Here is an 18,494-nt window from a genome sequence, read left to right on the forward strand (position 1 = left end):
ACTTACTCCATTCATAACAATGACTTATCGTTCTTAGTTTGTGATTGAACAAGAAAATGTAGATCTTTTTCTGTCTAACAAAATCAAATGTAGAAAAGATTAGATCTGTACTTAGTAACATTGTTAAAACAAGATTACTATTGATAATAAAGACAATATTGCAACTTCCAAAAACTCGGTTATTTACTCATTTGTAATTAAGATAAAAACAGAAAAATATCGAGATTAACTTAAAGAAATTTATTCTATCAATTCAAACAAAACGGATTTTAATAAATCACGCCCTATCATACGTTTACGATAAATAACAAATTTACATTTTATAAAAACAATTTGATCAATAAGAGCCTTTGTAAACTTTGAATTACATACCATAAAATTCAATCTCCCTGATAAACTTGTCATAAATCCAAATGCTCTTCCAATCTTGATTCGCAACACATGGCATTAGCGTGTTGCATATAGACTTCCTATAAAGCCGTTGGGAAGAAGGAGTTTATATTAAAATCAGGAACGAAAAATGAACCAACAACGTCAACTAAGCTGGAAAATAGCAGCTATTCTAGGTACCTCTTTTGGCTTTAATGCACACGCTGCAGAAATGGTCAGAGTCGATAATGATGCATTATTCCAACAAAGTCTCGTCGCTCAGTCGAAGAGTGTTGCTCCACTAGAATTAGGTTTTTCTGAAGTTAAACGGGTGGTACTGCCCAATGGAAAAACGAAAGTCCGCTACCAACAAACTCACTTAGGTTTACCCGTCTTTGATACCTCCGTTGTCGCCACCCTTTCCAAAAACCAACCCACTCAGGTGTTCGGTTCAATGGCACAAGGGATCAGTGGAGACCTATCCAGCATTGCACCAAAGCTGAATCAGGAGCAAGCGATTGAAGCCGCACTGTCTGCTCATCGCACGTTTACTGTCGGCAAAAAGTCGATTGAAAATAAAAACGCGAAACTGATGGTGAGATTGGATGAGAACCAAGTCGCCCAAGTGGTATATCTGGTCGATTTCTTTATCGCGTCCTCTATGCCAGAGCGCCCTTTCTACTTTATTGATGCCACGACTGGCGATGTACTCCAAAAATGGAATGGGCTAAACCACGCTAAAGCATTAGGTACTGGCCCCGGTGGCAACCTCAAAACCACTCGATATGAATATGGCAGTGACTTCCCTAGCTTTCCCATCGACAAAACAGGCACAACTTGTACGTTAGAAAACGATTCGGTTAAGACAGTCAACTTGAATCATGGAACCTCTGGCAGCGCAGCCTACAGCTACAACTGTGCCGACGGAACCAACTACACCGATCATAAATACATCAACGGGGCTTACTCGCCTCTTAACGATGCACACTACTTTGGTAATGTCGTATTCGATATGTACAAAGAGTGGATGAACACATCGCCTTTAACTTTCCAGCTGACGATGCGAGTTCATTACAGCACCGATTATGAAAATGCTTTCTGGAATGGTACATCAATGACTTTTGGAGATGGCAAAAACACCTTTTACCCATTGGTCGATATCAACGTGAGTGCTCACGAAGTCAGCCACGGCTTCACAGAGCAAAACTCCGGTCTTGTGTACCGAAATATGTCGGGTGGTATGAATGAAGCCTTCTCAGACATTGCAGGCGAAGCGGCTGAATACTACTTGCGTGGCAATGTGGATTGGGTGGTCGGTAGCGATATCTTCAAATCGGAAGGTGGCTTGCGTTACTTTGATCAACCTTCAAAAGATGGCCGCTCAATTGATCATGCCTCTCAATACTACGACGGTTTGAACGTTCACTTATCTAGCGGTGTTTATAACCGCGCCTTTTACCTTTTAGCGAACAAATCGGGTTGGAATGTACGTAAGGGCTTTGAAATATTCACGGTCGCCAACCAACTGTATTGGACGGCAAACAGTACCTTTGATGCAGGTGCTTGTGGCGTAGCGAAAGCCGCAGCCGACATGGGCTATGTGGTTGCCGATGTTGAAGATGCTTTTAATACCGTAGGCGTGAATGCGAGTTGTGGTGTCACGCCTCCAACTGGCAATGTACTAACGAAAGGCACACCGATTGCGAACCTAAGCGGGAATCAATCTTCAGAGAGCTTCTACACCTTCACCGTTGATTCAGCATCAAACGTGACGGTTTCAATGTCTGGTGGTTCAGGCGATGCCGATCTTTACGTGAAATCAGGCAGTAAGCCAACGACATCGAGTTACGATTGTCGCCCGTATCGCGCTGGCAACAATGAGCAGTGCAGTGTGAGCGCGCAACCGGGCGTGACTTATCATGTGTTACTGCGCGGATACTCGAACTACGCTGGCCTAACATTGCGTTTAGATTGAGTTAGCGCGAGCCTCTATCGGTAATGCAAACTAAAACGCCTACTCACATGAGTAGGCGTTATTTATATTTCAGAGCTCAAGCTTAAGACTTCGCTGGTAAAGAGTTCCCTTAACCATAAATTCACGATGTCGTCGTTGCGGTTGCTGTGCCAATACACGCTCAATGATGGGGTTTTGTATTCAAATGGCAGGTCTAACATCTTGATTTTGCTTTTATCAAAGTAAGCATTCGCGATGGACTTAGGGAAAGTCGCGATCCAATCACTGTTATAAATCGTGTCCGAGAAATCAGCGATGGAGTTGAGCTTTCTCGCCACTTTACGCTCTGAAAAGATAGGACTGTGGAACTCGGTTAATTGATGCACTCTATAATTATCATGAGTCAGCATCACGTGCTTTTCAGACAGATATCTTTCTAAGGTCAGCTGTTCTTCTATCTGCGCGTGGTTTTGGCTACACACCGCACACAACTCATCACTCCAAATTTCTTGGCTCTGCAATGTTGGATGAGCGTTGGTGAGATCAACAACCAAGTCGATTTTTTTCTCTCGAATATCTGTGACCATATCTTCTTTGATATTGACCACTTCGATAATGCAGTTAGGCGCTTCTTTTTGAATTTTATCCAAAATCTTGGGCAAGATGGCGCTGCTTGAAATACTCATCGCTGCGATTCTGAACGTGTAGCTGCACTCTTGCGGATCAAAGTCGTGAGTTTCAGGTAAGGAATGCGAAACGAGCTTATACGCTTGCTTAAATATAGGGTATAGATCGTTAGCGACCGGAGTCGGCTCAAGTGTGTATGATTTTCTAACGAAGAGTAAGTCTCGATACTCATCTCGAAGCTGCTTAAGATGCGCACTGAGGCTAGGTTGAGATATGTTGAGCCTTTCTGCTGCGTACGTTAGGTTTCCCTCTTCATATATAGCGATAAAGTAATATATGAGGTTCAGGTTAAATCGTTTCATTCGAGCTCTTCAGGCAATCATTAAATTTAATAAACGATCATAAATAATACCGTTTAAATGACTCCATATTATCGTTTTTTAATTCTATATTTTGGTTAGGGTTATGACAGAGCATTGTTAAAACACCAATTGAAAATAACATGAACTAGTACGGTAGGATATGGGTGATTGAATTCCAAAAATAGATAAGGTCATGTTTTTAATATAGATATAGCTTTTCCTGATATCTAGTATAGGTGTGGCTTTATATTAGAAACAGCTTGAGTTTGCCATAATTACCGGTTCCTAAACATACACTTATAGAAATAGAGAATGATGAACCGATTTGTAAAACCGATAATAATCTCAGCAAGCCTAGTAACTTTATTTGGCTGCGTAGGTAGCAACGCAGTAACGGGTAAACTAATGGAGTTTAACGTTAAAGCCGTTGATAACCGTTACGCTCGTGGTGGCTTAAACATGCTGCTTGCTCCTGCTTACGGTATTACCGTTGCTGCCGATTACATCGTGTTTAACTCGCTGGAATTTTGGACGGGTAAAAACCCAATCAATAAGAAACCACACATCTTTGATAGCAAGGTTGATACTTACATTGATGTTAATGACCAACTTGATGACAGCCTAACAGAAGCGCCAATCGACCCGCTGGCAAAGCATGTGATTGACCACAGTGAAATGAAAGTAATCAACCAAGATGAAATCATAATCGAGTTAACTTACAACGACGGTACTCGCGCGACACTGACAGGCCAACGCTTCGGTGATGAAGTGCGTTACTCTCTCGATAACCAAGTGATTGCGAAAACAAGCTTAGAAGAGATGCAAATGTACATGGCAGCCGCTAAGCAATCGTAAGTAACGCAGAATTAACTGATACACCCCCATCAAGTCAGTTAGTTAGTACCTATAAAAAAGAGAGGTTAGCTTAGTCGCTAACCTCTCTTTTTTGTTTACAGTTTTTGCTTTATTGCTTATGGCTTATGGCTTATGGAGAATAGCCACGACTAATAAGCAAAGTAAGGAGAAAAACGTTTCACATTCAACTGACGAGTCATGTTACTTAGTTGCTCTTCTCGGATGTCTTGGAATTCATCGAGTCGCTGGTAAATAGTGAAATATCGATTAATGTTTGCGACGTATTTTACTGGCTCTTGGCTAATGTTTTTTCTCGCAATAACCTCAACATGGTTAAACCACTTATTTGGATTAAAGCCCTGCTTGGCTGCCAATACTCTCATTCGTCTTATTTTAGCTGGGCCTGCGTTATAAGCGGCTAAGCTGAAGTGAATCTTATCGATATCGGACAACTCTGGAAGATCAAAATATCGATCGTAGATGAAACGTAGATACTTACTGCCAGCGTGAATATTGCTTTCTAAGTCGTAGACGTCATCAATATCGACGTACCAATCACGCGCTGTTTTAGGCATCACCTGCATAATACCGACTGCACCACGATGCGATATTTTTGTGTTATCTAAACCAGACTCTTGGAAAGCCATCGCTAACAAGATGAGCCAATTGATTTCATACTTTTCACCGTACGCGACAAACAGTTCTTCGAGCTTCTCTCGCTCTTCGTTTTGCAGAGCGTTCGATGCTCTATTCATCCAAGTAATGCTTTCCAGATAGCGATTATCAATAACATTGCCAAGCAAAGTTCCCTGTTTTGATTCTTGTAAATACTGATCGATTTGAGCTTTCAACTGTGGGTTATTTTTACGTATAGCCCAAGCAATATCCGCATTGTGCCTAAAGGCGAGATCCCTATGAATTCGGATATCTTGTTCTAGGTTTCCCCACAACTCCAACTTATGACTATCGACAATCGTTGCAGTGATTTTTCCACGCTTAATCAAATCCAACAGTTCCAGATCTTGGATGTTATTGTTTAATAAATGGATGTAGATAGGCACCATACCGTTCTGTTCTAGCTGCTTATTCACGGTATGCACACTGCTGATATAGCTGGAGTTCTGTTTTAGCCAAACTTCCTTACCTTGTAGCTGAGTGATGTCGGTAATCAACGGGGTAGAATGGTTCGTCACCAACAGTTCATCAATGTCGCTACGAATGGGGATGCTGAAATCGACCAATTGCTCTCGCTCTTTTGTGACGGTTAAGTTCGCCACCGCAATATCGCCTCGGCCTTGATTTAACGCACTCAGCAGTTCACTTCGTTCAACCGGAATAACCTGAACACGCAGCAAAGGATCACGAACCTTCAACGCCTGTTGAAAGTAATGAATTTGTTCCGCGAGAATCCCTTTCGGCTTGCCATTTTCAATATGATAAAAGCCAACATCACCAGAGACTAACACGCGAACAACGCCTTTTTTCTGCAGCACATCGAAGTCACCGATATAGGATTTATGGGCGTTGTCCGGCACTTCAAAACCAAAAGCTGATTTGGAAATAATAGAAATAAAAACCAACACCTTCGATAAGCGTGAGGCGCCATTAAAATTCGTCATATTTAGTATTCCTAATGCGGTAGAAGCCCAAAAACCTCAATTGTGTTGTATGGGAGGTCTTTCACTTGAAGCAGTTCAACGTAAAGGAACTTGCTTAACGTTGGTCGAGTGAGGAGATTATTGCTGTTAAGAGTAACGTGGTGTGCGCAGTGGATCGTTTAAGTTGTGTTATTGATTAAGGGAGACGAATTATACCTAAAACCACCCGCTCCGAAATATCGAGCTCGCTATAGTCGATATAGGTGATTCCTATAACTGTTACTCGCGTACAACGCCCTCATTATCTCGCAGTCAACGTCCCGCTCATGAGCATCAACATCAAGCATTAAGAACGACGTGTTATAAATAAACCCTATATCTTGTATAGGCTACAGCGCATTAACGAAAGCCAACCACCCTTGCATAATACGGCCGAAATTTTCTTCCCATTGGAATAACCATGTTAAAAAAATCACTGCTTGCCATTTGCTGTTTCGCCGCTCTATCAGGGTGTGGTTCGCCTACTCAAAACACCACACAAACTAAAGTCGACATGCTCGCCGACAACTTAGACATGTCGTTTGAAATCGTTACAAACTACGGCAGCGAAAATGGTATTGCTTGTGCAGAGCTCAAAGCGGATTATGCATCTTGCAACTTGGTCAACATCGTTCTGACCAATGATGGGTCTCAAGTAAACATCGAAGATTGGTCGATCTATTTCCATAGTATTCGCCCAGTCTTAGAGAACCGTAACAAAGAATTTAAGGTCACGCACATAACCGGAGATCTGCATAAGATCGAACCGAGTGATCACTTCACAGGCTTCCAAAAGAACAAGACCCATACTATTCCGATCATATCCGAAGCGTGGCAAGTCTCTTACACCGACTTTATGCCGCGCGCCTTTGTGTTTGCTGAAGGCGCAGAAGCAAAAAACATCGCATCTACAGATACGGAAGATCTCACTATGTTCGTTAAAGGTTTGGACCAATCTCAAGTTCGATTCTCTGTCGACGACAACAACCCAAGATCAACCGCAGAAAGCCGCTTTGAGAATAATCAGGACATGATATTTAGAGAAGCGACGGGCGAGATTCTACCAACACCGAAACACGTAGAGTTCACTGGCAGCTATTTACCCATTATCCAAGGTCTCAACCTAGATTCACTGCCGGTATCAGATTCAACTAAGCAAGCCGTGATTAACCAAGCTGACATGATGGGGATTACCAATCTGGAAAGTGGTATTAACATCAATGTTCAATATCAAAATGCCGAACTGATTAAGGATAAAGAGAGCTACCAGCTAGAGATCAACTCAGACAGCATTAACATTATTGCTATCGACGAGATTGGCGTGTTCTATGCGATGCAGTCGCTCCTCAATGTCTACGACCCTTTCTCTCGTTACACCATTCCAACCATGAAGGTGGTCGATGCACCAAGGTTTGAATATCGAGGTTTCATGGTGGATGTCGGCCGTAACTTCCACTCTAAAGACACGATATTCAAAACCATTGAACAAATGGCCGCCTTTAAGATGAACAAACTGCACCTACACATGGGTGAAGATGAAGGTTGGAGACTAGAAATTCCGGGGCTACCTGAACTGACGGAGGTTGGCAGCCAACGTTGTTTCAATGAAGATGAACAGCAATGTTTGATGCCGCAGCTCGGTTCGGGGGCTAACAACGATAACTTTGGCTCGGGGTATTTTACTCGCCAAGATTACATCGACATTTTGCTGTATGCCAAAGCACACAAAATCGAAGTGATTCCTGAATTTGATATGCCAGCGCACGCGAGAGCCGCCGTAATGTCGATGGAAGCTCGCTATCAAAAATACATGAATTTAGGTGACGTTGAAAAAGCGGAGCAGTATCGCCTTCTCGATCCACAGGACGAATCCAACGTGACCACCGTTCAGTTCTATAATCGTCAAAGCTTTATCAACCCGTGTCTTGAGTCTTCAACACAGTTCGTAAACAAGGTCATCACTGAAGTTAAGAGCATGCACGAAGAAGCCGGCATGCCGTTAACCCAGTGGCATTTCGGAGGAGACGAAGCCAAGAACATCAAGCTTGGTAATGGCTTCCAAGACATAAACGACGCGCCTCAAGTGGGCAAAGGACAAATTGATCTCTCCAAAGAACACAAACCTTATGAGAAATCGCCTCAATGCTTAGCCAAAATCGAATCTGGTGAAATAGAAAACCAAGACGCACTGTTGAGCTACTTTGCCATCGAAGTTTCAAAGCTATTAAAAGAACAGAACGTATCGACCTTCCAAGCGTGGCAAGACGGGCTAAAGTACGTTGAGAATTCAGACGCTCTTGCCACCGACAACACACGTGTCAACTTATGGGACACGGTTTTCTGGGGAGCAAGCGACGCGTCGAGCCAACTCGTGAACGATGGTTATCAAGTCGTGTTGTCTAACCCTGACCATATCTATCTCGATATGCCTTACGAGGTTGACGAGCATGAACGCGGCTACTACTGGGCAACACGAGCCTCTGACACTCGCAAGATGTTCTCATACACCCCAGAGAACCTGCCGCAAAATGCAGAACTAGCGAAGGATAGAAATGGAGATTCTTATACCGCTAAAGGAACGCTCACGCCGAACCAACCTGTTTACGGCCTCTCAGCAGCTCTGTGGTCTGAAACCATCAGAACTGACGCTCAGTATGAATACATGGCCTTCCCTCGCCTAATGGCAGTCGCTGAACGAGCGTGGAACAAGGCGGAATGGGAATTAGAGTATCAAGCCGATGTCGAGTACTCATCTACCACAGAGCGTACTAACAAGAACATCTTGACCGACGATTGGAGCCGATTTGCCAGTATTCTTGGCCAACGTGAATTGGCAAAAACGGAAATGAGAGACATCACATACCGCTTGCCCGTTCCGGGAGGGAAGATCCTCCAAGGTAAACTACATATGAACTCTCAGTTTCCGGGATTATCTTTAGAATATTCAACCGACAACGGTCAATCTTGGCACGTCTACCTCAATGCAAGTAAGCCTTCAGTAGAGTCGAGCGTTTTGGTTCGTAGTGTTTCTCACCTAGGGAACCGAACCAGCAGAACCATTGAAGTTCCATATGGCCAATAAACGAATACAGCGGAATAGCCATTAAACCCGCAGTTTGAAATTCTAAGTTTCAATAACCGCGAATCGATCAAGCCTGCCCATCATGAGCAGGCTTTCTTTTTGCCTACAGATACGATGTTGTGGAGTAAACACCGAATGTACTCATAAGAAATACAAAGGAGTTAATTATATTGCAGAACCTCTTATTGATTGGTTTATAAATTTGCATATATCAAGCCAGTGCCAACTTAATATTTTATAAATTCTTTAAATTGAGATCCTGTGCTGTACAACGAGATAAAAATGACTGACTAAGTTTTGAACACATTCACCTTACTGATAGGTTTTATCCTGTAGGGCAAATGCTCTATTAATGATAAAAACTAAAATAAGGATTATTTATGAGACCATCTTTTTCTATCAGTATGGTACTTGCAACGACAGTGGTTGGCTTCCAGTCTTATGCAAACAATATCGACACGACAGACACACGCTCTCTTTCGGAGAACGCCTCAGCACAAAAGCAATCTTTAGCGTTGCAAATCAGTGCCCGCTACTCCGATCTCGAGCTTTCTTTAAAAGACCAGATAACAGAAAAGCAACTGTCTACACCGATAGACAAGCTTAACTCAACCAAGCCCTACTCCGCGTTTTCAAGCAAGATGCAAAAAGCCGACCTTAGCTACCGTAAGATGAAAGGGGTCAACGACTTCAGTGACTCTTTGCTAGAGATTCGCATGGCCGATGAAGCGATGATTGAAGCTTGGAAGAACGGCGAGAGCCCGCTGTTTGCCTTCGAACCATCAGGCGATGATTCAAATTGGCAATACATTGAAGCCTATGATGTGTATGGGCAGGTTCACGAACTAGACGTGTACCAAACGCCAGACGTTCCCGTATTTGTCATTGATAGTAACGGCGCAGAAGAACTCAAAGCAGGCCTAATGGCAATGCAGAGCGAGATGCAGAAACTAGGTACCACCACGCAAATCAATAGCGATAGCAAAACTGACGCCAGTATGTCCAAAGCTCAGAAACAAACGTTCTTAGGCAAAGCGACTCGCTCAATGACGATGTCTGAACCTGAAGAATTGAACACCACCCAATTATCTAAGATTCGTTTGGCTATCGATAGAGAACCTTGGATCTCTGGCAAAGCTGAAATCTACGCTATTGTCACTGGGGTTGATTCAAGCCGTATAGAGCCACAGATTGACCTCGTTGAGATGCCTTATCTGGATTACGACAAACAAACCTACTACCCAAATCAAACCGTCATTTTCTGGCCTCGTTACCGCTGGGGCGCTGCCGATATGATCTTGATGGAGCACGATGATGGTACTGATTATAAAGCGTTAGCAAAACTATTGGTTCAAGCCGCTGAAGAGATACTGAAGATGATTCCTGATCCAGAAGTTCAGGGTTATGCGATTATCCCTCAGATCACAGGCAAGATTATCGACGTAATTCCTGATGGCGTATTAGTGAATGATGATGACTTCGTGGACGTGTATTACACCTTAATGCAAAACACCCCTTATGTTGATCGCCCGGGTGCTGGCGGAAATGCGGTCGCATCATTTACTCCTGTGACAATTTCGCCAACAGAGTAAATCTGTTCCTTATTGGTTAGGGCTTAGTCATACAAGCCCTAACTCTTGGTTAGCAAAGGTGACTCAAGATAGATGGAGACGCACTGAAAAACTGATTACAGGGAGTAATCGAACACGATGATGTCATCTAACAAAGGACGAAACACATCTTTCAGCGCATCATGCTCTGGGTGCGGAAGATAGTTTTGACGCCCTGCTTCATCTGCGAACGTCATTAAAACGGAATGGGTATAACCTTGGTTCTTGTTTTCAGGACTGTCGTTTAGCCCCCACTCGACTGAAGTCACGCCTTCAACCTTACTGGGCATCGCTTCAAACAGTCCTTTCAGTTTCTCTATTTCAGAAGCTTCAGCCTCTTCTTTAAACTTAATCAGCAAAATATGACGAATCATTCCCGTTTCTTTTCGATTCATTTCTAGTCCTTTTCGAGTCTTCGTTTGCTTGTGTGTCATTCGAGCCCACATCGAGTCGTGAGTTAACGTTAATAGAAAGACAAAATGCCACACGTTACACACCATGCCAAGGCTAGACCACTAGAGTTTATAAAATACCCCAAATCCCAAAACGAAAAATGCTGCTCCCAAGGGCGCAGCATTTCTCATGACAATGGTAAGCACATTTTTAATGTTAATCACGACGACCTGTAAGCTGGATCGCTTGGTCTTGATCTACGTTCTTTTGGAATTGGATTCCGCCGTTAGACGCTTCATTTCTTCCTTCCAGTGTTAAGTCAGATTCAACACGCTCAGCCTTTACTTGATTACCTTCGCTTCTTGTCATGTCGATTGTACCTGTATACGTACCATCGGCAGCAAATGCAGTATTCATTGAAAGCGCCATTAAGCCTAATGCGATTAGTTTTTTCATACGTCACCTCTTATTGTTTTAATTCTTGTTGTTTGGTTAGTGTGTTGCTTTGTTGAGGTAACTTTAACAACCCGATGTTGTGCACTCGAGGAAAACCAAGATTTACAAAATAGAAATCGCTCACAATCAATACAGTTTTAAATCAATGTAATAGTCACATTTTGACGCTGTTCTGTCTTAACTAAAGACTCTCAAGACTATGATACTAAGGTCAGATGTTTTTCTTTCGTGTAACTAACGCGAGAGCTCATCCTTATCAACTCAATTCGGAGTGCTTGTGGACTTCAATTTAGATATCCAAAATATCTTAGTCATCAAACGTATGTACGAACTTCGTCATGTTGGTTTGGTCGCAGAGTCGTTGGGCAAAACGGCGGGGGCAATCAGTAAAAACTTGTCTAAGTTAAAGGTTCAGCTCGACGACCCCTTGTTCATTCAAACCAAACAAGGTTTCGAACCTACTTCATTCGTAGAAGCCAATATCGCTAATTTTGAGCAGATTCTGAGTAGTGTAGAAGCGATAAAGCATCAAGAGTTTTCCCCCGAAACTTACCAAGGTGATATCAAAATCTACGCGAATACGCTTTTCTGGGAACGCTTTGGTTCGAAACTCTACTTTTCTTTGAGTAAAGAAGCCCCGCATGCTCACTACTCGTTCGTTAGATGGGGAAGCAATGTTAAAAATAGGCTCATCGACGGCGAAGAAGCGATAGCGGTGCACTACTTTGATGAAACCCTGCCACAGTCAATTTCTCAGACAGAATTTGGAAAAGGAAAAGTCGTGTTCTTCGTCAGAGAAGACCATCCTGCAAAAGATTTTGAGTCACTCGCCAACTATCCAATCATTCTGTTTAAAACCCCTGGATGGAATGACAACAAATATCCGATCCTTGAGCGACTTAGAAACATAGGTTTTCAGATAAACCCTAAAGTAGAAGTTGACCACCCTGCAATGATTCATGATGTCGTACTTAAATCTGACTATTTTGGTATCACTCTCAATGGCAGCGTACCAGATGGATGTCGAAGTATTGATTTGCCGGAAAAGCTGACTATCGATGTCAGCTATGTCATGAGCTGTCGTCGCTCACAGAAAGACGCGCCTTTGAATCAATGGCTATTACAAATTCTGAAATCCGCTCTGAAAAACAAGCAAGCGTAGATCAACCGATAACGGCTTTATGATCGAAAAAAGGCTCCTTGAAGGAGCCTTTTGATTAGTGACTATTCGCTTATGTTTTTATTTTAAAATGCTTCTTCGAGCGTTTGTTCATTCTTTTTTCCTGCTTGCTTCTCGCTTATTTCTACCTCTTTCAAGCGCGCCGTGAAGTGTCTTAACACAGGCGGTTCATAGGTAAAGTCGAGCCCTTTCACTTTCCCAGCATTCTCTTTTACTTTCTCGAATGCTTCGATAATGAAATCCATGTGGGTTTGTGTGTACGTCGCGCGTGGAATGGTTAAGCGCAATAATTCTGCAGGGCATGGATGTTGCTCGCCCGTTGCAGGATCACGGCCTTGCAGTAAAGAACCAATTTCAACCGCTCTAATACCTGCCACTTTGTACAGTTCACACGCCAAAGCATGTGCGGGGAACTGACCCGCCGGAATGTGTGGAAGCAATTTACCCGCATCTACAAATGCGGCATGCCCCCCTGCTTGCTGACACACGATACCCATCGCTTCTAAGCCATCAACAAGGTATTGAACCTGACCAATGCGGTATTCCAACCAGTCTTGACGCATGCCGTCATAAAGGCCAACCGCCAAACGCTCCATTGCGCCGCCTTCTAACCCACCATAAGTTGGGAAACCCTCTTGAACGACACACAAGGTTCGACATTCTGTGTAAACATCCATGAATGACTCATCTTTAAAGCAGAGTAAGCCACCCATTTGCACCATCGCATCCTTCTTAGCTGACATGGCTAAACCATCCGCGTATTTGTAAGATTCACGAGTGATCTGTTCAATTGTCCAATCTTGATAACCGACTTCACGCTGCTGAATGAAGTAAGCATTTTCAGCGTATCGTGCAGAATCCATAATTACTGGGATATCGTACTTCTGTGCGATTTCATACACGGCTTTAAGGTTGGCAATAGACACAGGTTGTCCACCAGCCGAGTTACAAGTAATGGTGCTCACAATATAAGGAACATTAGCCGCGCCTGCTTCTAAGATAGCTTCTTCCAGTTTCACCACATCGAAGTTGCCTTTGAAATCAGCGTTCACTGAGGTATCAAACGCTTCTTTGGTATAAACGTTTTTCGCGACACAGCAATTCACTTGAGTGTGTCCTTGCGTGGTATCGAAGAAGTAGTTCGACAAAGCGACCATTTTGCTGCGATCGAGTCCTTATTCCATTTCGCGCTTCTGAATCAGAACAGGAATGTAAATCTGCTCTGCGCCGCGCCCTTGGTGTGTTGGAATCGTCAACTCGTAGCCGAAGATATCTTTCACCGCATTCGACAGTGCATAGTAACTGCGACTGCCGCTGTAAGCTTCATCACCCATCAACATCGCGGCTTGCATACGTTGAGTAATTGAACCGGTTCCGCTGTCGGTCAACAAATCGATGAACACATCATCGCTGTCGAGTAGAAACGGGTTCATGCCCGCTTCGACAATGGCTTGCTCACGATAAGCGCGAGTTGTTCTTTTTACTGGCTCTACAACGCGAATACGAAACGGTTCTGGTAGATGTTTGAAGTTTTCCATAATAGTACCTTTCAATAAATTCAGCCTAAATCGAAAAAGCCAAATCCATTATTTTTAGATGTCACGAGTCATCACCATTAATTTAATTTCACGCACAATCACTATCGTGATGATTACGATTAAAATTAATAGCTATAAATAAATTATTTAATCAATGACGTATTGATTAGGATCCAGTTAATAATGACTAAGAGATAAAGAACCACATGCATAACAACACAAATAGCGGCCACATGAACTACTACATCTCTTAAAGAAAAATTAACAGGATTGGGCAAAGCTCAAGGACTCTGCTGGCGCGTGACGCCTAGAGGGTACTACTCTGAAGAAAGGTGGAACGAGAGCTGGTGATCTAAAGTATACCAAGCTAACAAGGTTAGCCAAGTTGTTGATTGCCATTTCAGATACATGTTCACAATATATCCCTACGTTGAAATCAAGGTGATCCGAAATTTAAATATAGTGCAATTGTTTTATAAATACAGCGAAAGAAAGTATAAATGTGATCAATATTTAGAATGACAATTAAGTGCGATGCCGTGTTATATAAACTGTGAAGACCATCAGTTTGCATACTATTAAACTAGTTCACGAGTTAAACAAGTGTCGATAAATAACTGTGGTGGTAAATAACGGTAGTCCTAAATAACAGTAATGAAAAACAGTTGCGGCAATAAATGTTCAATAATAAGTAATGGTAGATTAAAACAAGCTCTGATAATCACTGAGTTACGTTAACTCATCTTTAGCCTCATCAGAGCTTGATTACTATTGTTATTGTTATTGTTTTGCCATCGCTATTGCCATTAAATCAGGTTACTTCTTCTTAACCACTTGTTTAATCGCCATTTCAGCTAACTTCGGTGTTGCGGCTTTCAGTGCACTTGGTGCTACTTTCTTACCGGCTTTTACCGCTTTGTTCAGCTGTCCTTTAACCGACGTCCCTCTTTTCATTGCTTCAAAACGTTGGCGATTTCTCTGAACATTATTTGCGTCAGCGATGCGTTCGAGCAACGTTTGCCTTAAAATATCTAAACCAAACTGCGCCTTTTCTGGTGCAATCGCCAGCGGCAAAGCAATGTCCGGCTGTAACAGAGTTTGATTGTATTCGAGCGCTTGAGCAATGATCTTTGCTTTGGCCGATATTGGGTTCTCTAAGTCATACGGAGGTTGCCAATCGTCTACAGGCTTTAATCTATCCACTTGATTCACAACCGACACCACAATCGGCTTCTTGCGTGAGATGTTCTTAGGATCGTCATAGAAAGCATCAAATCGATCTTTCAACTGCTTATCCAAATCACGCGCAGACTGATTGGCTTTAAGTACCCACAGCACCACATCGGCTTGGGTCATCTCTTTCAGCATTAAGGCTTCGGTTTTAGCATTGCCGTCAAGCCCTTGCAGATCAACCACTCGAACGTCATTATCGTCGACAAACGCGTTGTAAACCGTTGAAGTGTCGGTTGATGGTAGAACATCGACCTCAGCAACCAGCTCTTGCTTAAGGGCATTAATCAGTGAGGATTTACCCGAGCTTGTTTGCCCCACCAGCACAATTCGCACAGGCTCTAATTCAGGAGCAAAACGTTTTTCGTCGACTTCAGACACATCAGATGCTTTTAATGCTTCGTCTTCAATGCTGAATCGCCCGCTATAAAGATCAATCGCTACTGCAGCCACTTCATCAAGTAAGGCTTGTTTCGCTGCGTATTGCATGTCATCGACCACGCCTTTGGTCATGGATGATGTCGCTTGCTCTCGACCTAAATCGGAAATCACCTTCAATGGATTCAAATACAGGTTTTTAAGGTGGTTGCCCCAGATAGCTGCTTTGAAGATCTTCTGCCCTAGCTCACCGTATTTGTCATAGGCTTCATAGCCCGCTTTGATGTAGGAAACCTTGAGATATTCGATACCCGGAATGTGTTCTTTCACCACCAACTTGTACCGGCGGCTGACTTCTTCGAAGAGTTTGAGCCCTTCAGGGATAGAGAAATCGAGCGATTTCTTATCAAACTTTTTGGCGACAAACTCAAGTACCTCTAAACCGGTTTGGTCGAGGTTACCCCACTCTATCTCGACCATTAATTGTTGGCGTACATAGTGTTTCGAATCGTTCCAAATCGACAGCTCCGCTTGAGACCATTCATCAGACGCTTTGACCATCGCATCATTGACCAACGCACCATCAGTGTCAGCAGTCTTAGGCGAAGATTCGGTTTCACCCTCGCTCGCTGGGTTTGCAGACTTATCGCTATAAGTTGGCTCGCGAGAAGAGCGGCTAGAGATGAATAAAGGAATGGTGAACACCAAGGTACTCACCGCTATAGCAATCGACATTTCCAACAAATAGCCGTATTTAACCGCCAAGAAGACACCAAAACCCATCATGATAATGCTTGGGAAGATCGCCGAAATCAGCGCAATGCCCCAACGTCCACTAGACAGAACGGCCAATAATCGAAATAGGTTTCTAATTTTCTTCATAGCCCGACGCCGCCTTACCTTTTTTCAGGGATTCTTTGTAGATTTTTTGCATCTCTTTTTCAGAGACTTCTTCGCCTTTGTTCTTATGATAGAAGTAAAAACACGCCGCGCGACCTAAACCATAAGAGGTTCCGAAACTCATTGCCGCTGCTGCCACCGCGCCTACCGTTTGGCCATAAACCGGAATCAGCTTTATCAGCTGTCGAGTGCCCAATTTCATACCGTATTGCAACGCAAAGCTGCTTCCCAAAGTGCCTATCAACTCGCTAAACACTCTCTTGTTCCATTCGACACCATATTGGTTCGCTAAACTATGGAGCATTTTCGCTTGGATCGCAGGTACAGACACCAAGCCAACACCCGGAATAAGGTCGCTCGCCGCGGCGCTTCCTGCATACCAAAGCACTTCATTTTCTACTTGATCAAAGTTGGCTTCTTCTTGAGTTGAATGTTCTTTGTCTACCACCATCATGCCGATAACAGGAAGGATGTTGGTCAGCTTTTCTAACAAAACGTCATAGTTATATATTGAGCCACTGTTATTGCTCAAATCATCCGTTTCAAAATCCACCGCGACGGATTCAAAGCTCTTACCCCAAACCGTTTCTACTTGGTTGATGTTGAACAGAACCTGTCTTGCTCGGTCGGTCTCACTCGAAGACAACACCGCCGTATGAACAAGCAGCAAGTGCTTAATTTTCTTTTCCTTCTTAATCTGTTTCAGAGCAGCAAGTACCGAGGATTGTTCAGGTTCATCGGCTTTCATCACCACGACTAACGCATTACCTGCCTGACCAATCTCTTCTAGGTCTTTTTTCGCATCGTAATTCGCTTCACCCAAACCTCGGGTATCGAGAAAGCGCATCACCGGTTTGTCTTGCGGAAACTCATACGACATCGCCGTCATGGTACATGGCGCAAATCCATTGCCGACTTCAACAGAAGAGTCACCCGTGACCGCTTGAATAAACGATGACTTGCCCGCGCCCGTTTTACCCAACAACCACAAGGTCGGAAGATGCGTGCGCTGATATTCATGAGCCTGAGTCAGATCGGGATTCTTGCTCGGATTGATGAAGTCTTTTATTTGATCAAACATGGTTAGACTAACTCTCACTTGATGTTGAGATTCGGGTTGGTGACAAGGCGCGATGACTTATATAATCACATCATCGCATTTTACTTAAGTTGTTCAGTGGCGCGTTTGTTCAGTGTCACTGTTTTACAATGCTTAAGCGCTTGTTTTTATGAGCCTGTTTTATATACGGTTCTATCACGTATTTAAGCCTGCTCCAAGCTATTGATATGCATGTAGCCATAGTTACCTCGGCGGTCTATTCACAATGAGTCGCCAGCAACAAACACAGAGAGCTCAAAAAGAAGTATGGAACAAATTTATTTAGCAGGCGGATGCTTGTGGGGCGTGCAAGAGTTCATTAAATATGTACCCGGAGTGATCAGTACAGAAGCCGGTCGTGCCAATGGTAGCGCCCAGCCAACAGAAAACGAGACAACACAAAGTGATGAGACCCAAAACGCTTATGATGGTTACGCAGAGTGTGTCCAGATTGAGTTTGATCCGAGCATCACGTCAGTCACGGTTTTGATGGAGCATCTGTTTGAGATCATCGACCCATACAGCGTAAACAAACAAGGGGTTGATGTGGGCGAGAAATACCGCACGGGTGTATACAGCACTAACGCCCTGCACTTATCAGAAGCTGCGAACTACATTGCCTCTCGTGAGGACGCAGACCGAATCGCACTCGAGATATTGCCGTTAACTCACTATGTCGCGAGTGATGAGATCCACCAGCATCACCTAAGTCAGTTCCCTGAAGATCACCACTTATGCAATATTCCTTGGGATCTGCTGCATAAATACAAGTCCTAGGCTTGAGCCTAGAAACGAGAAACAGAACACTAAAAAGCCCCAACAGG

Annotated in this window: 12 protein-coding genes and 1 pseudogene; 6 read left to right on the top strand and 7 right to left on the bottom strand. The window is 43.5% G+C overall.

Annotation, left to right across the window (positions count from 1 at the left end):
- Positions 1–520 precede the first annotated feature (520 nt).
- Positions 521–2,344, top strand: coding sequence for a M4 family metallopeptidase (locus OW495_RS16570; protein ID WP_289887483.1), 1,824 nt, complete (start codon positions 521–523; stop codon positions 2,342–2,344).
- A gap of 62 nt (positions 2,345–2,406) precedes the next feature.
- Here OW495_RS16570 and OW495_RS16575 read toward each other — a convergent pair whose 3' ends face one another.
- The gene (locus tag OW495_RS16575) at positions 2,407–3,312 is read right to left on the bottom strand and encodes a LysR family transcriptional regulator (RefSeq protein ID WP_065104069.1); all 906 of its coding nucleotides are present in this window, start codon (positions 3,310–3,312) and stop codon (positions 2,407–2,409) included.
- A gap of 312 nt (positions 3,313–3,624) precedes the next feature.
- Here OW495_RS16575 and OW495_RS16580 point away from each other — a divergent pair, with 312 nt between their 5' ends.
- Positions 3,625–4,167, top strand: coding sequence for a DUF3332 family protein (locus OW495_RS16580; protein ID WP_289887484.1), 543 nt, complete (start codon positions 3,625–3,627; stop codon positions 4,165–4,167).
- A 149-nt stretch (positions 4,168–4,316) separates the two neighbouring features.
- Here the strand turns inward: OW495_RS16580 and OW495_RS16585 are convergent, their stop codons facing one another.
- The gene (locus OW495_RS16585; RefSeq protein WP_289887485.1) at positions 4,317–5,786 is read right to left on the bottom strand and encodes a transporter substrate-binding domain-containing protein; all 1,470 of its coding nucleotides are present in this window, start codon (positions 5,784–5,786) and stop codon (positions 4,317–4,319) included.
- 439 nt (positions 5,787–6,225) lie between these two features.
- Between OW495_RS16585 and OW495_RS16590 the strand changes: the two genes are divergently transcribed.
- Both OW495_RS16590 and OW495_RS16595 read left to right on the top strand, forming a co-directional pair.
- Positions 6,226–8,886, top strand: a complete 2,661-nt coding sequence (locus OW495_RS16590) for a beta-N-acetylhexosaminidase (RefSeq protein WP_289887486.1) — start codon at positions 6,226–6,228, stop codon at positions 8,884–8,886.
- 380 nt (positions 8,887–9,266) lie between these two features.
- Complete coding sequence (locus tag OW495_RS16595; RefSeq protein WP_289887488.1) at positions 9,267–10,478, top strand: DUF3103 domain-containing protein; 1,212 nt, start codon at positions 9,267–9,269, stop codon at positions 10,476–10,478.
- 95 nt (positions 10,479–10,573) lie between these two features.
- Here OW495_RS16595 and OW495_RS16600 read toward each other — a convergent pair whose 3' ends face one another.
- Complete coding sequence (locus OW495_RS16600) at positions 10,574–10,891, bottom strand: Dabb family protein (RefSeq protein ID WP_170961312.1); 318 nt, start codon at positions 10,889–10,891, stop codon at positions 10,574–10,576.
- 214 nt (positions 10,892–11,105) lie between these two features.
- Positions 11,106–11,345: a hypothetical protein gene (locus OW495_RS16605; protein WP_065111198.1), complete on the bottom strand. Its 240-nt coding sequence runs from the start codon at positions 11,343–11,345 to the stop codon at positions 11,106–11,108.
- Between the two features lie 277 nt (positions 11,346–11,622).
- On the opposite strand from OW495_RS16605, the gene OW495_RS16610 reads away from it, so the two are divergent.
- Positions 11,623–12,507, top strand: a complete 885-nt coding sequence (locus OW495_RS16610) for a LysR family transcriptional regulator (RefSeq protein ID WP_065111197.1) — start codon at positions 11,623–11,625, stop codon at positions 12,505–12,507.
- Positions 12,508–12,590: 83 nt separating this feature from the next.
- Here OW495_RS16610 and tnaA read toward each other — a convergent pair.
- The 3 genes and pseudogenes from tnaA to OW495_RS16625 form a co-directional block, all read right to left on the bottom strand.
- A pseudogene (gene tnaA, locus OW495_RS16615) lies at positions 12,591–14,063 on the bottom strand (tryptophanase).
- Positions 14,064–14,879: 816 nt separating this feature from the next.
- Positions 14,880–16,553 carry a GTPase gene (locus OW495_RS16620; protein WP_289887492.1) on the bottom strand — a complete coding sequence of 558 codons (1,674 nt, stop codon included), beginning with the start codon at positions 16,551–16,553 and terminating at the stop codon, positions 14,880–14,882.
- Positions 16,540–17,652: a GTPase gene (locus OW495_RS16625; protein WP_289887493.1), complete on the bottom strand. Its 1,113-nt coding sequence runs from the start codon at positions 17,650–17,652 to the stop codon at positions 16,540–16,542. The genes OW495_RS16620 and OW495_RS16625 overlap by 14 nt, the downstream gene beginning before the upstream one ends.
- 285 nt (positions 17,653–17,937) lie before the next feature.
- Here OW495_RS16625 and OW495_RS16630 point away from each other — a divergent pair, with 285 nt between their 5' ends.
- Positions 17,938–18,447, top strand: coding sequence for a peptide-methionine (S)-S-oxide reductase (locus tag OW495_RS16630; RefSeq protein WP_099165464.1), 510 nt, complete (start codon positions 17,938–17,940; stop codon positions 18,445–18,447).
- Positions 18,448–18,494: the final 47 nt, after the last annotated feature.

Source organism: Vibrio sp. 14N.309.X.WAT.E.F5 (assembly GCF_030397615.1).
In the GTDB taxonomy this organism is placed as follows: Bacteria; Pseudomonadota; Gammaproteobacteria; order Enterobacterales; family Vibrionaceae; genus Vibrio; species Vibrio lentus.

Bases quoted from the DNA above. Each gene is read 5' to 3' on its own strand.
- OW495_RS16575 (WP_065104069.1), bottom strand. From the start codon at position 3,312: ATGAAACGATTTAACCTGAACCTCATATATTACTTTATCGCTATATAT.
- OW495_RS16585 (WP_289887485.1), bottom strand. From the start codon at position 5,786: ATGACGAATTTTAATGGCGCCTCACGCTTATCGAAGGTGTTGGTTTTT.
- OW495_RS16630 (WP_099165464.1), top strand. From the start codon at position 17,938: ATGGAACAAATTTATTTAGCAGGCGGATGCTTGTGGGGCGTGCAAGAG.
- OW495_RS16590 (WP_289887486.1), top strand. From the start codon at position 6,226: ATGTTAAAAAAATCACTGCTTGCCATTTGCTGTTTCGCCGCTCTATCA.
- OW495_RS16570 (WP_289887483.1), top strand. From the start codon at position 521: ATGAACCAACAACGTCAACTAAGCTGGAAAATAGCAGCTATTCTAGGT.
- OW495_RS16595 (WP_289887488.1), top strand. From the start codon at position 9,267: ATGAGACCATCTTTTTCTATCAGTATGGTACTTGCAACGACAGTGGTT.
- OW495_RS16625 (WP_289887493.1), bottom strand. From the start codon at position 17,652: ATGTTTGATCAAATAAAAGACTTCATCAATCCGAGCAAGAATCCCGAT.
- OW495_RS16605 (WP_065111198.1), bottom strand. From the start codon at position 11,345: ATGAAAAAACTAATCGCATTAGGCTTAATGGCGCTTTCAATGAATACT.
- OW495_RS16580 (WP_289887484.1), top strand. From the start codon at position 3,625: ATGATGAACCGATTTGTAAAACCGATAATAATCTCAGCAAGCCTAGTA.
- OW495_RS16600 (WP_170961312.1), bottom strand. From the start codon at position 10,891: ATGAATCGAAAAGAAACGGGAATGATTCGTCATATTTTGCTGATTAAG.
- OW495_RS16620 (WP_289887492.1), bottom strand. From the start codon at position 16,553: ATGAAGAAAATTAGAAACCTATTTCGATTATTGGCCGTTCTGTCTAGT.